The following is a 13,692-nucleotide window of genomic DNA, read 5'->3' as shown; positions in this document are numbered from 1 at the left end:
ATACGCTGCCGGCCGGCGCGGCACGCCGGGACACACGCAAGGCGGGATGGATCAGCGGACGCCTTCGACCTGCTGCCCGGCCATCAGGATGGCCGAGTGGGCGTGCGCGACGACATCGCTGCGGCCCTTGTCGGCGAGCGACGAGAGCAGCGCGTGATCGTCGAAGCGGAAGCGGCACAGCATCTGGTTCGACGCGGCCAGCTTCACGGTCTGCGCGAGCGTGAGGTTGGCGAGCACGTCGGCGAGTTCCTGGGAAATGCCCATGCGAAACATGCCCATCGCCTTGTCTTCCCGCAGCAGTCGCTGCGCGAGGAGGAGGTACGACAGGTTGACCTCTTTGATCTCACTGAGCATTTCACTGGTAGCGCTCATGATTCCCCCGTTAAAAAGCTGTGCTTTGGCCATTCATGTTATGAAAACGTTTGCTCGATCAGCGCGCACCGGGCGCTCAGTCGGCTCGTTTATAGTCTTACAGGGCGAATTTTGGCCAAACGGGATTTATGTCGGTATCAGCGAAGTGGCGTATGCCATGCAGGATTTGTCTGTAAACCGTGTAGGAATTTTTCCGACAAGGCGAATTGAAAGGGGGCATCGGAAAAACGGGGTGCAACGCGGATTCGGTTGCGAGGGGAGCCCGATCGCCGCCGCGCCGGTGGCGGAAGGCTTGCCGGCAAGGCGCCGGCAATCGGATCGGTAAAAATTATAGTGGTTTTTCACGATAGCGCAACAATAGTTATGGCTGTCGCGATTCACGATTCCGTGCCCTTTTTCTCGGGGTTTTTGCGTATTTCATCGTGTAACAAGCCTTAAGTGTTTGAAAAAACACTCGAACCCCTCAGGGCGATATCGATAATGGACTCCAATGGGCGGCGGCGCGAGCCGTGCCGGCCCGCCCCGCAGCTTGCCGTCCGGCGCTCCGCGCACCCCGCCCAGGGCCCGGCCACGTAGCGCGAACCGCGTGCGTCGGCAAGTTCCGCAACCTTGTACGGGATCCGCATCGGCGCCGTCGCGCGCTCGGATCGACACAGGAGAAACCCATGCGAATTGCCCAGATCGCGCCGCTTTACGAAGCCGTTCCGCCGAAACTCTACGGCGGGACCGAGCGAGTCGTGTCCTACCTCACCGAGGCGCTCGTCGAACTCGGCCATGACGTGACGCTGTTCGCCAGCGGCGACTCCGTCACGTCGGCCCGTCTCGAGGCGGCGTGGCCGCGCGCACTGCGGCTCGACCCGTCGGTCCGCGATTCGATGGCGCCCCATATGCGGCTGCTCGAGCAGGTCGCCCGGGTCGCGCACGAATTCGACGTGCTGCACTTCCACCTCGACTACCTGCCGTTCCCGCTGATGTCGCGCCTCGACACGCCGTACGTGACGACGCTGCACGGCCGTCTGGACCTGCCGGAGCTGCAGCCGGTGTTCGACGCGTTCCCGGATTCGCCGGTCGTGTCGATCTCGAACAACCAGCGCAAACCGCTCCCGCAGGCCGCGTGGGCCGGCACCGTGTACCACGGGCTGCCCGACACCCTGCTCACGCCGCAGCCGGACATGAAGCCCGAATACCTCGCGTTCCTCGGCCGGATCTGTCCCGAAAAGCGTGTCGACACCGCGATCCGGATCGCCGCGCAAAGCGGGCTGCCGCTGAAGATCGCCGCGAAGGTCGACAAGGCCGACGCCGACTACTTCAAGGAAGTGATCGAGCCGCTGCTCGGCCAGGCGCATGTCGAATTCATCGGCGAGATCAACGAAGCGCAAAAGCCCGCGTTCCTGTCCGGCGCGAAGGCGCTCCTGTTCCCGATCGACTGGCCGGAGCCGTTCGGCCTGGTGATGATCGAGGCGATGGCCTGCGGCACGCCGGTCGTCGCGTTCAACCGCGGCTCGGTGCCGGAAGTGATCGAGGACGGCGTGACCGGCTTCATCGTCGAGGACGTGCAGGGCGCGGTCGGCGCGCTGCACCGGATCGACAGCCTGTCGCGCCCCGCGATCCGCGCGCGTTTCGACACGCGGTTCAGCTCGAAGGCAATGGCGCAGCGCTACGTCGAGACCTACGAATCGCTTTGCGCGGCAACCAAGCAACCGGCATTGCGCCGGGTCGCGGGCGCCTGACACGGAAATCCGCGCGGAAATCGGTGGTAAATCCGCGCGGAAATCGACGCGCAAAACAAAAGAGCCGCATCGTCGATGCGGCTCTTTCCATTTGGCTTTCCGTCACTCGATCAGGAAACGATCGCGGTTTTTGCCGACGATCCAATTCGGCGGCTTGCCGCGCCCGCTCCAGGTTGCACCCGACTTCGGATCGCGGTATTTCGGCGGCAGCGGCGCCTTCTTCGGCGGACGCCCGCGCCGCGCTCGTTCCGCGAAGCCCAGATCCTGGGCCGTCAGGCCATATTCGGCAATCATTCGCTGGACATCGGCGATCACCGCCGCCACTTCCTGGCGCCGCACATCGTCCGCCTGCGCTTGCAGATCGGCGATCTGCGCCTTGAGTTTCGCGTATTGAGACATTTTTCGACTCCCCTTTTCGATGATGCGGCCCCGGCGAATCCGGCCGGGACACCAACATCCGTTACGTCATCCGCACTGCCGCCCTGCCCTTCGAAATTAATGCTGCCATCTTTAACCGAATCGCCTATATCGAGAATGCGGACTTATTCTAATAAAAGGCATTCGTCAGCCATTCAAATTTAACAATCGTTTACCCTCCCGCGCCCGATTCATTTCCTATAATCCAGACCAATTCCCGGTAGCGCAATAAATTCGGTGCGTCGCCCCGGGTCTTCAATCCACTTGGACGAGGTCCTTACATGAATCTTTCTCAGCGTCTCGCTGCAGAGGTATTCGGCACGTTCTGGCTGGTGCTCGGCGGGTGCGGAAGCGCCGTGCTGGCCGCCGCCTTTCCGGGCCTCGGCATCGGCTTTGCCGGCGTCGCACTCGCCTTCGGCCTGACCGTGCTGACGATGGCATTCGCAATCGGCCACATCTCGGGTTGCCACCTGAATCCGGCGGTCAGCGTCGGCCTGACGGTCGCCGGCCGCTTCCCGGCACGCGATCTCGCGCCGTACATCGTCGCGCAGGTCGTCGGCGCCACGCTCGGCGCATTCGTGCTGTACCTGATCGCAACCGGCAAGCCGGGTTTCGACGTGGTCGGCAGCGGCTTTGCGACGAACGGCTTCGGCGATCGCTCGCCCGGCCACTACTCGCTCGCCGCATCGTTCATCTGCGAGGTCGTGATGACGGGCTTCTTCCTGTTCGTGATCCTCGGCGCGACCGACAAGCGCGGCGTGCCGGCCGGCTTCGCGCCGATCGCGATCGGGCTGTGCCTGACGCTGATTCACCTGATCTCGATCCCGGTCACCAACACGTCGGTGAACCCGGCGCGCTCGACCGGCCCGGCGCTGTTCGTCGGCGGCGACGCGATCGGCCAGCTCTGGCTGTTCTGGGTCGCGCCGCTGATCGGCGCGGTACTCGCCGGAATCATCTACCCGCTGGTCGCCGGACGTGACGACGCCGTCGACCTGCTGCCCGCATCCGCTCGCACAAGCGAATAAAACACTACGGGGTCAAGCGAGCAGAGCAGCGAGCCTCACGCTGTCGAAGAACACGAGGCAAGTCATTTCGACGGGCGCCCCTGCGGCGCCCGTTTTTCATTTCCGCGCACGGAAACAGCGCCGGGGCGGGCGCTCAGGACGCGACGACGTCGTCTTCGAGCGAGAACAGCGTGCGCAGGTGGCGGGCGACGCCCGCGTCGAAGTTGTTGCCGATCCGCGGGACGTGCGGCAGCCGCGCCACCAGGTCGGGGTTCGCGTTGTTCATCATGAATGCATGACCGGCGGTTTCGAGCAGGTCGATGTCGTTCATGTTGTCGCCGAACGCGATGCAGTGGCCGGTATCGACGCCGAGCCGCGCGAGCACGGTGCGCAGCGCGCGCCCCTTTGACACGTTCGCGGTCATCACTTCGAGGCAGTCGGGCAGCGAGTACGTGACGTACAGCGTATCGCCGAACCGCACGCGCATCTGCTCGGCGACGACCGCCAGATCGGCCGGTTCGCCGATATACAGCACCTTCGCGATATTCGCGCCGTCGTGCGCGGCCATGTCGATCACGTCGTACCGGAAGCCCGAATCCTGGTGGAATTCGAGCAGGTGCGGCGCTTCGCGGTCGATCAGCCAGCCGTCGTTGGTGAACAGGTTGACAATCACGCGGCCGTGCGCGCCGACGACTTCCGGCTGCACGAGGCGGCGAACGATCGCTGCGTCGACGTCCTGCGAATGGATCGTCGTGTCGTCCGGCGCATGCACGCGTGCGCCGTTCGACGTGATCAGGTACGGCCGGATGCCCAGCACGTCGCGAATGCCGGCGACGTCCGCATAGTGGCGCCCCGTGGCGATCACGAACTGCACGCCGTCGCGGTCGAGCCGGCGAACGGTGTCGATCGTGTACGGGTCGAGCTGGTGGTCGCTGTTCAGCAGCGTACCGTCGAGATCGGTGGCGATGACTTTGTACATGGGACGGGAGAGCGGCGCTCGCGGCACGGAGGAAGCGTCATTTTAACGTCGTGCCCCGCCGCGCGCCGGACGGTTGCCGGCCACACGCAGCCCGAGGTGCTGCTGCGGCGCGGCATCCATCCCGCTCGCGCTCAGCTCAGCCACCCTCCGTCGCCCGCAGCGCACGCAGCGCGAGCCGCAGCGCACCATGTGCCGAATCGTCGAGCGGCGCGCGCAGCCGGGCGGCGTGCCGCGCCGGCACGGCGGGCGCAAGCGCGTCCGCCAGCCCGCCGCACAGCGCGACCGGCAGCGCCTGCTGAGGATCGAGCGCGTCGATCATCTTGCCGATCTCGTCGCCGGCCTGCGCGATCAGCGCGCTCGCGACCGGATGCGTGCGGTGCGCGAACACGATCGGCGCGAGACGCGCGTAGATCGTCTGGTTCGCGTCGCACGACCACTGGACGAGCGCGTCGCGATCCTGCGCGCCCGTTTCCGCGAGCAGGGCCGTGGCGAACGCGTCGCGCGGCACGCGGCCGTCGAGCGCCTGTTGCGCATAGGCGAGCGCGCGCACGCCGAGCCACGCGCCGCTCGCCTCGTCGCCGGACGGAAAGCCGAAACCGCCCGCGATCCGGCACGCGCCGTCCGCATCGAGCGCCGCCGCGATGCTGCCGGTGCCGAGCGCGACGATGAGCCCCGGCGCGCCGCCATGCGCGCCGACGACGGTCGTATACGCGTCGCTCTCGATCGCGAGCGCGCCGAGCGGCGCCTGCGCGCGGAATGCGGCGAGCCATGCCGCGTTGTTGACGCCCGCGAGCCCGCAGCCGAGCGCGCACTGCGACCAGTCGAACGCGAGGCCGGCGTGCATGAACGCGTCCGCGCACGCCGCCCCGATCGACGCCCATGCGCGCTCGATGCCGAGACCGAGCCCGGACGGGCCGCCGCGCCCCTGCGCGAGCTCGCGCCCGTGCCGATCAGCCAGCACCGCGCGCGTGCCCGTGCCGCCGCCGTCGATGCCGATCGCAAAAAGTAATGCCGCCATGCCTTCATCCCGCTGATTCGAACAGGCGCCAAGCTTAACCGGATCGGCGCCGCGCGCCCATCTGCCGTTCGGCCGACTATTCCGCCAAAAGGGCTTCCGCTATGCTGGCGCGATCGAATCGATACTGAAAACGAGGCAGACGATGTCGCAGCGGTGCAACTGGGTGAAGACGGAAGCGGACGCTCACTACCACGATACCGAGTGGGGCGTGCCGTCGCACGACGATCGCCACCTGTTCGAAATGCTGATCCTGGAAGGCGCGCAGGCCGGGCTGTCGTGGTCGACGATCCTGAACAAGCGCGCGGGCTATCGCGAAGCGTTCGCCGATTTCGACGTCGATGCCGTCGCGCGCTTCACGCCCAAGCGCATCGAGAAATTGCTGGAGAACCCGGGCATCGTACGCAACCGCGCGAAGGTCGAATCGGCGGTGACCAACGCGCGCGCGGTGCAGCGCATTCGCGAGGAGCATGGGTCGCTCGCCGCGTTCCTGTGGTCGTTCGTCGGCGACACGCCGATCCAGAATGCGTGGCAGTCGTACCGCGACGCGCCCGCATCGACCGAGCAGTCCGACGCGCTCAGCAAGGCGCTGAAAGCGTACGGTTGCAAGTTCGTCGGCTCGACGATCTGCTATGCGCTGATGCAGGCGACCGGCATGGTCAACGATCACGAAGCCGGCTGCCCGTGCCACACGCAGTGCGCGGCGCTCGGCGGCAAGCAGCCGGCACGCCGGCGCAAGGCGGGCTGACGGCGCCGGCCCAAACGTGGCATCGGCGCCGCGCCGCTGCCCCGCGGCGGTGGCACCGTCCGCTTGCCGCTTGCCGCCTGACCTTTACCGCGCGGCGCGCGACGACGACGCCGCCGGCACGACCGGCCGCGCGCTCCGCGCGGCCCGCACGCGTGCGCTGCGCTTCTTCACCCAGATGCAGACGCCCGTCACGCTCAGCATCGCGATCACGATGCCGAGCATGCTGACGGCGACCCGTCCGGCGACCCCGGCGATGCGCCCCGAGTGCAGCGGGAATTGCGCCTGCATGAACAGGTCGCCGGCCGAACCGCGGCCCGGCACCTGTGCCGCGACGGGCTTGCCGGTCACCGCATTCCAGTACAGCCACGCATTGCCGAGCCCGACGTCGCCATGGTCGTTGCCCGGCGTGAAGAACCCGACCGCATAGGCGTTCATCGCCGGCGCGAACAGCAGCGCGCCCGGCGGCGCGACGATCCCCGCGTCGCGGCCGGCCGAGCGCGCGATCTCGACGATCCGTTCGCGCGGCAGCACCTGGCTGCCCGGCCGGGCCGGCGGGAAATGTTCGGGATTCGTATACGGCGTTTCGGCGAGCGGCGAAACCAGCGACACCAGGGGGCGCACGACCGGAACGGCGAGGTTCATCGAGATCGACGTGACCGCGACGACGAGCAGCAGCCCCCACACCCACACGCCGCCCGAGCGGTGCAGGTCGAACACGAGCGGATAGCCGCCGCGCCGCACGCGAAACACGAACGACTTGCGCCAGCTTTTCAGGTTCGGAAACGCAAGCACGAGCGCGATCAGGCTGTCGATCGCCCACACGATGCCGACGACGCCCATCACCCAGAACCCGAAATTGATCCCGCCATACACGGGCAGGAACAGCGAGTAGTGCAGCCGGTAGATGAACGGCATCAGGTCGAGCCGCGCGAGCGACGGCGCCCCCCATTCGCGGCGGCCCTGCACCGCGCCGGTCGCGGGATCGATGGCGATCTGGCTGAAACCGAGTGCGTACGGCTGGCCGGTCGCCGGATCGAGACGCGGCATCACGCCCGCCTGCAGCGTGTGCCCCGGTTCGACCGCGAGCGGCAGATAGGTCACCTGCACGCGCGGATCGGCGGCCTCGATGCGCGCCGCGAGTTCGAGCGGCGCAAGCGGCGTCGCGCCGCTGCGCGCGGTATAGAAATCCGGGTTCAGCGCCGCGTCGAGCTCGTGGTCCCACGCGATCAGCGCGCCGGTGAGCCCCGCGACGAACAGGAACAGCGCGATGGCGAGCCCGAACCAACGGTGCAGGCGCACGAGAAACGGTCGCACGAACGCATTCATCGCGTGCGCAGCGAACGGAAAGCGGGCCGGCACGAGCGGCGGCCCCGATTCGACGGGATGCAGTTCATTGGATGTCCGGGCGCCGCGCGGCGGTCGTCCGGCCCGATCAGGCGAGGCCGGATGCCCTTGTACGCGGCGTGGAATTGTTGCGCGATCAGCAGGTTTTGATACGATGCGCGACATTTTAACTCAATGCGAATGATTCTTACTCGCATTTTTGCTCGCTCGCCATGACCGTCAGCCTCGCCCGCCCTCCTGTCCGTCCACGCCGCGTGGCCGCCGCCCTCGCCTGCGTTGCCGCGTCGCTCGCGCATGCGGACGATTCGCCCGGCGACGCCGCGGTGCTACCCGCCCTCGACATCACGGCCGCGCACGATTCGCCGCAACACTTGACCGACACGATCTCGACGGGTGCGCTCGGCACACGCCGTCAGCTCGACACGCCGTTCTCGACGACGATCGTCACGTCGGAAGAGCTCGAGGCGCGCCAGCCGTACAAGCTCGGCGACGTGTTCGCGAACGACGCGTCGGTGTCCGACAACAGCGGCGCGTACAGCGCGTGGGCCAGCTACATGACCGTGCGCGGCATGCAGCTCGACTGGCAGAACGGCTACAAGATCGACGGACTGCCGTTCGTCACGTACGGCATCACGATGCCGTACGAGCAACTGGAACGCGTCGAGCTGCTGAAGGGGCTCGGCGGCTTCCTGTACGGCTTCGTGACGCCGGGCGGCGTCGTCAACTACGTGACGAAGCAGCCGGGCGCCGAACCGGTACGCGGCGTCGACATCGGCTACCGCAGCACCGGCGTGTGGACCGAGCATGTCGATCTCGGCCAGCGCTTCGGGCCGGACAACATGTTCGGCGCGCGGCTGAACGCGACGCACGAGGAAGGCAAGACGTACAACGACGGCAACATCCGCCGCGACAGCGTGTCGGTCGCGCTGCAGGCGAACCTGACGCGCGACCTCTCGGTGTCGTTCGGCGCGCTGTACCAGGATCGCCGCACGACCGGCCAGACGCCGTCGATCTTCACCGGCAGCTATCCGGGCGGCGCACTGCCCGCCACGATCAGCGGCGGGTCGACGAACCTGGGCGGCAAGGACCAGTACCTGAACACGAACCTGCAGCTCTATACGGCCGGGCTGCAATACCAGCTCGCCCCCGACTGGCAGCTCGACGTCGCGTACAGCTACAGCAAGGCGACGCGCCGCCGCAACGAAAGCACGCTATACCTGCAGGACGCGGCCGGCAACTACACCGACAGCCGCTACGTCGGCATGGAGGATCACCGCTTCAGCCAGTGGCGCGCGATGGTCGAGGGCAAGGTGCGCACGGGCCCGTTCGGCCACCAGATCGTGCTCGGCGCGTCGTGGCAGAAGCAGGCGAACGACTATTCGGCGAACAGCGTATTCGTGCCGCTCGGCGCCGGCAACCTCTATGCGCCGAATCCGTACCGCTACGAGAGTCCACACGGCTTCATCCAGTACCGCACGAGCGAGATCGTGCAGAAATCGCTGTTCGCGAGCGACACCGTGCAGTTGACCGAGCGCTGGTCGGTGCTGGCCGGCGTGCGCTACATGAACTACGCGCAGCGCGCGTTCCAGGCGAGCGGCGCCGCGGATCCCGGCTATCGTCAGAACGGCGTGGTGACGCCGACCTTCGCGGTGATGTTCAAGCTCGCGCCGACGACCACCGCGTACGCGAGCTATGCCGAATCGCTCGAGCCCGGCAGCCGCGTGAACGACGTCTACGCGAACGCGGGCCAGGTGCTCAAGCCGCTGCGCAGCAGGCAGTACGAGCTCGGGATCAAGAGCGAGCACGCGCGCTGGAGCGCGACGGCCGCGCTGTTTCGCATCGAGCGCAGCGCCGAATATGCGAATGCCGCGAACGTCTACGTGCAGGACGGCGAATCGGTCATTCAGGGGATCGAGGTGGGCGCGCGCGCGAAATTCGGCGCGCGCTGGAGCGCGGGCGTCGACGCGATGCTGCTCGACGCGTGGTACGCGAACGGGATCGGCAACAACGGCAACCGTGTTGCCGGCGCGCCGCGCTTCGTGCTCGCCGGCGACGTCGGCTATGCGGTGCCGGGCGTGCCGGGGCTGACGCTCGGCGTCGACGCGAAATTCACCGGCGCGACGCCGCTGCGCGCCGCCGGCGGCCTCGACGCACCGGGCTTTCTCGTCGTCAACGCAGGCGCGCGCTACCTGACGCGGGTCGGCCGCCACGACGTGACGCTGCGCGCGTCGATCGACAACGTGCTGAACCGCCGTTACTGGGAATACCAGTACGCGGACTACGTGAAGCCGGGCGACCCGCGCACGGTGAGCCTGAGCGCGAAGATCGACTTCTGAACGCCGCGTGCGGCGGTCGAAAACCGCCGGACGTGGGCCGAAACCATCGCGCGGCCCCTCGGCCGTCGCGACATCGGGGCTTTCCCGGCCCGCAAAAGCAAAACGGCGGAGCGGCCTCTGTCGAGGCACACTCCGCCGTTTCGCGGCGAACCGTCAGACGCGCTTAGTGGAGCTTCTTCGGCAGCATCTGGCTGCGCAGACGCTTGTGCAGGCGCTTGACGGCTGCTGCCTTCTTGCGCTTGCGGACTGCGGTCGGCTTTTCGTAAGACTGGCGCTCACGCAGTTCAGCGATCAGGCCATTTTTTTCGATAGCGCGACGAAAGCGGCGAATCGCCACTTCGAACGGCTCGTTTTCTTTCAGAAGAATCGTCGTCATGTCGTTCCTAAATTGCTTAAACGGTCAAAAACGTAGCGGCCAAGCGCCACGCACCGGCCATCCGAGCGTCCCCACAACAGGCGAAACGAGCGGAAATACGGCCTCGGAGGCCGGAAAAGAGAGGCGGAAAGCACCGCGAGTACGCTTCACAACCGCGTGCAGCGCCGCGTTTGACTGCCAGCAGACATGCCGAAACCGGCAAAGGCGTGACAGAAAATCTCAATTCAGCCCGCCATCATAGCAGGGAATCACAGACAAAACCACCCTTTTGTCGATCGCGGGCGAACGTTCCGCCCAACCGCGCGATTCTCGCGCCACGGCCGCCACGCCGCCCGCCATGCCCCGTGCGCCTTCCCGGCGAAACCGGTCCTTCCGTCCCGAATTTCCTCGAACATCCCTCTAAAGTTTTCGCCGGGTGCCGCCGTCAACCAGGAAAGGCGGGCAGCGCCAGACGCAAAAAAGCGCCACGCCGAAATCAGAACCTGTCTGTATCTCAGGCATTTTCCAAAACGAGGAAGCAAATGCTGAACATCAACACCAACATCCTTTCGCTGACGACGCAGACGAATCTGTCGGGCTCGCAAAGCGCACTGTCGCAAGCAATCAACCGCCTGTCGTCGGGCAAGCGCATCAACACCGCTGCTGACGATGCAGCAGGCCTGGCGATCTCGACGTCGCAAACGGCGGCAATCAATGCGCTGACGCAAGGTGTTGCAAACGCGAACAACGGCATCTCGATGATCCAGACCGCCAACGGCGCGCTGCAATCGACGGTCGACAACCTGCAGCGTATCCGTACGCTGGCACAACAAGCGGGCGACGGCTCGCTGGATTCGAGCGCCCGCGCGAACCTGCAAGCTGAAGTGACGACGCGTCTCAGCGAAATCGACCGTGTCGCATCGCAAACGACGTTCAACAGCCAGACCATCCTGGGCGGCGCCGGCAGCGTCACGTTCCAGATCGGCGCAGCAGCAAACCAGGTCGTTACCGTCGACTTCGGCACGGCGAACTGGAACAGCACGGGCATGAGCGTGAACAGCCTGAGCGTCGCCACCCAGTCGGGCGCACAATCGGCGATCACGGCGATCGACGCGGCACTGAAGCAAGTCAACACGTTCCAGGCAACGCTGGGCGCAGCACAGAACACGTTCCAGGCTGCGATCTCGACGACGCAAACCCAGGCAACCAACATGACCGCCGCTCGCTCGCAGATCACCGACGCGGACTTCGCGACGGAAACGGCGAACCTGAGCAAGGCGCAAGTGCTGCAACAAGCTGGTATCTCGGTTCTGGCGCAAGCGAACTCGCTGCCGCAGCAAGTCCTGAAGCTCCTCGGCTAATCGAGCAGCACCCGCGGCGGGCCACGTGCCCGCCCGCCTCCGGGCACGGCGGCGTCGCCATGCGACGCATCGCGACGCCGCCGAAACCGCCCGGGCCGGAATTCTTCAGGGAGGCACGCCTCCCTCTTTGCATTGAACCGCGGCGCCCCGCCGCATCGCGCACGTTGATTGCGCGGACGACCGGAGCAACGGCATGGCCACCACGACCCCCGTCAGCAGCACGGACATCAGCACCATCCTGGCGAATGCAGGTCAATCGATCATCAGCGGCGCGACCAATTCGACGCTCGACGTCAATACGCTCGTCACGACGCTGGTGAACGCGAAGACGGCCGGGCAATTGCAGGCCCTGCAGACCCGGCAGACGAACGACAATACGCAGCTGTCCGCGATCGGCCAGCTGAAGGGCGCGCTGTCCGCGCTGCAGACCGCGCTCACCGGCCTCTCGGACGGCACCGCGCTCGGCAGCCTGGCCGCGACGGCGAGCGGCACGGGCATCGCGACGACGATCAAGAGCGGCAGCGGCGCGGTGGCCGGTTCGTATTCGGTCAATGTCACGCAGCTCGCGACCGCCAACAAGCTGTCGTCGGCCGGCGTGACGTCGGCGGACACGATCTCGGCCGGCTCGCTGAGCATCACCTTCGGCAGCAACCCCGCGTTCAACGTCAACGTGGCGGCCGGCGCGTCGCTGTCCGACATCGCGTCGTCGATCAACTCCGCGTCCGGCAATGCCGGCGTCACCGCGTCGGTCATCACCGGTTCGGACGGCCAGCATCTCGTGATGCAGTCGAACCTCACCGGTGCAGCCAGCACGATCTCGATCACGGGCACAGGCGTCAACTCGAAACTGACGTCGGGGTACACGACCGTCACGCCGGCCGCCGATGCGAAGCTGACGATCGACGGCACGCCGGTGTCGAGCGCGTCGAACAACGTGTCGGGCGCGCTGACGGGTGTCACGCTGGCGCTGTCGCAGGCCGCGGTCGGCACGACGCAAACCATCACGCTGTCGCAAGACACGGCCGCGGCGACGACCGCGATCAACAATTTCGCGACCGCGTATACCAACTTCGTGAATACCGCGAAATCGCTGTCGAGCTACGACTCGACCGCGAAGACCGCCGGCCCGTTGCTCGGCGACGCGATGCTGAACACGATCAGGAACACACTCGCGACGACGCTCAGCAGCGGCGTCACGACGGGCGGCACGACCTATGCGCTCGGCAGCATCGGCATCAACGTGGACTCGACCGGCGCGATGTCGGTCGACACCGCCGCGCTGACCACCGCGCTCAAGTCGAACAGTTCCGCGGTGACGGCGATCTTCAACCAGACGAACGGCATCGCCCAGGCGCTCAATGCGAACATCAACTCGTACACGCAGACGTCCGGCCTGATCGACCAGCGCACCAACGCGATCAACGCCGACCTGAAGAGTGTGCAGGGTCAGGCGACGCAGCTACAGAGCTACTCGGACCAGTTGACCAAGCAATACAATGCGCAGTTCACCGCGCTGAACACGCTGATGGCGACGATGGCGAACAACACCCGCTACCTGACCCAGCTGTTCGGCGGCCAGAACAGCGCCGGCGCGATGGCCAACAACAAGTAAGCGTTGGCCGCCCCCCTTCGGAGCAGAACCATGACGAACGACACGCTGTCCCGCGCCTTCGACCTGACCCGTGCCATGCAGTCGGCGGCCGATGCGCGCGACTGGGTGCGCGTCGCGGCCCTCGCCGACGAACGCTCGCCGCTGCTGATGAACCTGTCCGGCGAGCAGACCCCGGACGTGCTGGACCAGGTGCGCCAGATCATGGCGATCGACGCGTCGATCACGGAGCATGCGCAGACGGACCGTGACCGCCTGGCCGCGGAATTTGCGCAGTCCCGGGAGCGGATCGAGGCCGCGAGCCAGTACCAGAAAGCCGGCATGCTGTGACCGGCCGGGCGTCTCGCCCGCCGCGCATTTCGAATTAAAAGACGCCGCCAGTCGAGCGGTCCGTTGTCGCCGTACCGTCGAGCCGCTTCAAT

13 protein-coding genes are annotated in these 13,692 nt (G+C 66.4%); 7 read left to right on the top strand and 6 right to left on the bottom strand.

Going from position 1 to position 13,692, the window contains the following annotated elements; genetic code table 11:
- Window positions 1–51 precede the first annotated feature (51 nt).
- Window positions 52–372 (bottom strand): flagellar transcriptional regulator FlhD, encoded by a 321-nt coding sequence (gene flhD / locus CFB81_RS00845; protein ID WP_011350590.1) that lies wholly within the window; start codon window positions 370–372, stop codon window positions 52–54.
- 665 nt (window positions 373–1,037) lie between these two features.
- On the opposite strand from flhD, the gene CFB81_RS00835 reads away from it, so the two are divergent.
- Complete coding sequence (locus tag CFB81_RS00835) at window positions 1,038–2,102, top strand: glycosyltransferase family 4 protein (protein ID WP_089434380.1); 1,065 nt, start codon at window positions 1,038–1,040, stop codon at window positions 2,100–2,102.
- A gap of 102 nt (window positions 2,103–2,204) precedes the next feature.
- Here the strand turns inward: CFB81_RS00835 and CFB81_RS00830 are convergent, their stop codons facing one another.
- Entirely contained in the window at window positions 2,205–2,501 is a 297-nt protein-coding gene (locus CFB81_RS00830; RefSeq protein ID WP_006489320.1) for an H-NS histone family protein, read from the bottom strand.
- Between the two features lie 299 nt (window positions 2,502–2,800).
- Between CFB81_RS00830 and aqpZ the strand changes: the two genes are divergently transcribed.
- Entirely contained in the window at window positions 2,801–3,544 is a 744-nt protein-coding gene (gene aqpZ / locus CFB81_RS00825) for an aquaporin Z (protein ID WP_006489324.1), read from the top strand.
- 133 nt (window positions 3,545–3,677) lie between these two features.
- On the opposite strand, the gene CFB81_RS00820 is transcribed toward aqpZ, so the two are convergent.
- Entirely contained in the window at window positions 3,678–4,502 is an 825-nt protein-coding gene (locus tag CFB81_RS00820; protein ID WP_089434379.1) for a Cof-type HAD-IIB family hydrolase, read from the bottom strand.
- 136 nt (window positions 4,503–4,638) lie between these two features.
- Window positions 4,639–5,520, bottom strand: coding sequence for a BadF/BadG/BcrA/BcrD ATPase family protein (locus tag CFB81_RS00815; protein WP_069618709.1), 882 nt, complete (start codon window positions 5,518–5,520; stop codon window positions 4,639–4,641).
- Between the two features lie 142 nt (window positions 5,521–5,662).
- Here CFB81_RS00815 and CFB81_RS00810 point away from each other — a divergent pair, with 142 nt between their 5' ends.
- On the top strand, window positions 5,663–6,265 hold the full coding sequence (locus tag CFB81_RS00810; RefSeq protein WP_089434378.1) for a DNA-3-methyladenine glycosylase I: 603 nt from the start codon (window positions 5,663–5,665) through the stop codon (window positions 6,263–6,265).
- Between the two features lie 84 nt (window positions 6,266–6,349).
- Here CFB81_RS00810 and CFB81_RS00805 read toward each other — a convergent pair whose 3' ends face one another.
- Window positions 6,350–7,591 (bottom strand): PepSY domain-containing protein, encoded by a 1,242-nt coding sequence (locus CFB81_RS00805; RefSeq protein WP_089434377.1) that lies wholly within the window; start codon window positions 7,589–7,591, stop codon window positions 6,350–6,352.
- A gap of 230 nt (window positions 7,592–7,821) precedes the next feature.
- Here CFB81_RS00805 and CFB81_RS00795 point away from each other — a divergent pair, with 230 nt between their 5' ends.
- On the top strand, window positions 7,822–9,945 hold the full coding sequence (locus tag CFB81_RS00795; protein ID WP_089434376.1) for a TonB-dependent siderophore receptor: 2,124 nt from the start codon (window positions 7,822–7,824) through the stop codon (window positions 9,943–9,945).
- 163 nt (window positions 9,946–10,108) lie between these two features.
- Here CFB81_RS00795 and rpsU read toward each other — a convergent pair whose 3' ends face one another.
- Window positions 10,109–10,321, bottom strand: coding sequence for a 30S ribosomal protein S21 (rpsU, locus tag CFB81_RS00790; protein WP_006401410.1), 213 nt, complete (start codon window positions 10,319–10,321; stop codon window positions 10,109–10,111).
- A 521-nt stretch (window positions 10,322–10,842) separates the two neighbouring features.
- On the opposite strand from rpsU, the gene CFB81_RS00785 reads away from it, so the two are divergent.
- From CFB81_RS00785 to CFB81_RS00775, 3 genes are all read left to right on the top strand, one after another.
- Window positions 10,843–11,661, top strand: coding sequence for a flagellin domain-containing protein (locus tag CFB81_RS00785; RefSeq protein WP_027783219.1), 819 nt, complete (start codon window positions 10,843–10,845; stop codon window positions 11,659–11,661).
- Between the two features lie 193 nt (window positions 11,662–11,854).
- A complete protein-coding gene (fliD, locus tag CFB81_RS00780; protein WP_069618712.1) occupies window positions 11,855–13,273 on the top strand; it encodes a flagellar filament capping protein FliD in 1,419 nt (472 codons plus the stop codon).
- A 30-nt stretch (window positions 13,274–13,303) separates the two neighbouring features.
- A complete protein-coding gene (locus CFB81_RS00775; protein ID WP_069618713.1) occupies window positions 13,304–13,600 on the top strand; it encodes a flagellar protein FliT in 297 nt (98 codons plus the stop codon).
- Window positions 13,601–13,692 lie beyond the last annotated feature (92 nt).

The organism is Burkholderia sp. AU28863, from assembly GCF_002223195.1.
GTDB classification, from domain to species: Bacteria; Pseudomonadota; Gammaproteobacteria; order Burkholderiales; family Burkholderiaceae; genus Burkholderia; species Burkholderia sola.
Note: the sequence above shows the minus strand (reverse complement) of the source record. Positions and strands in the feature narration are given on the sequence as shown.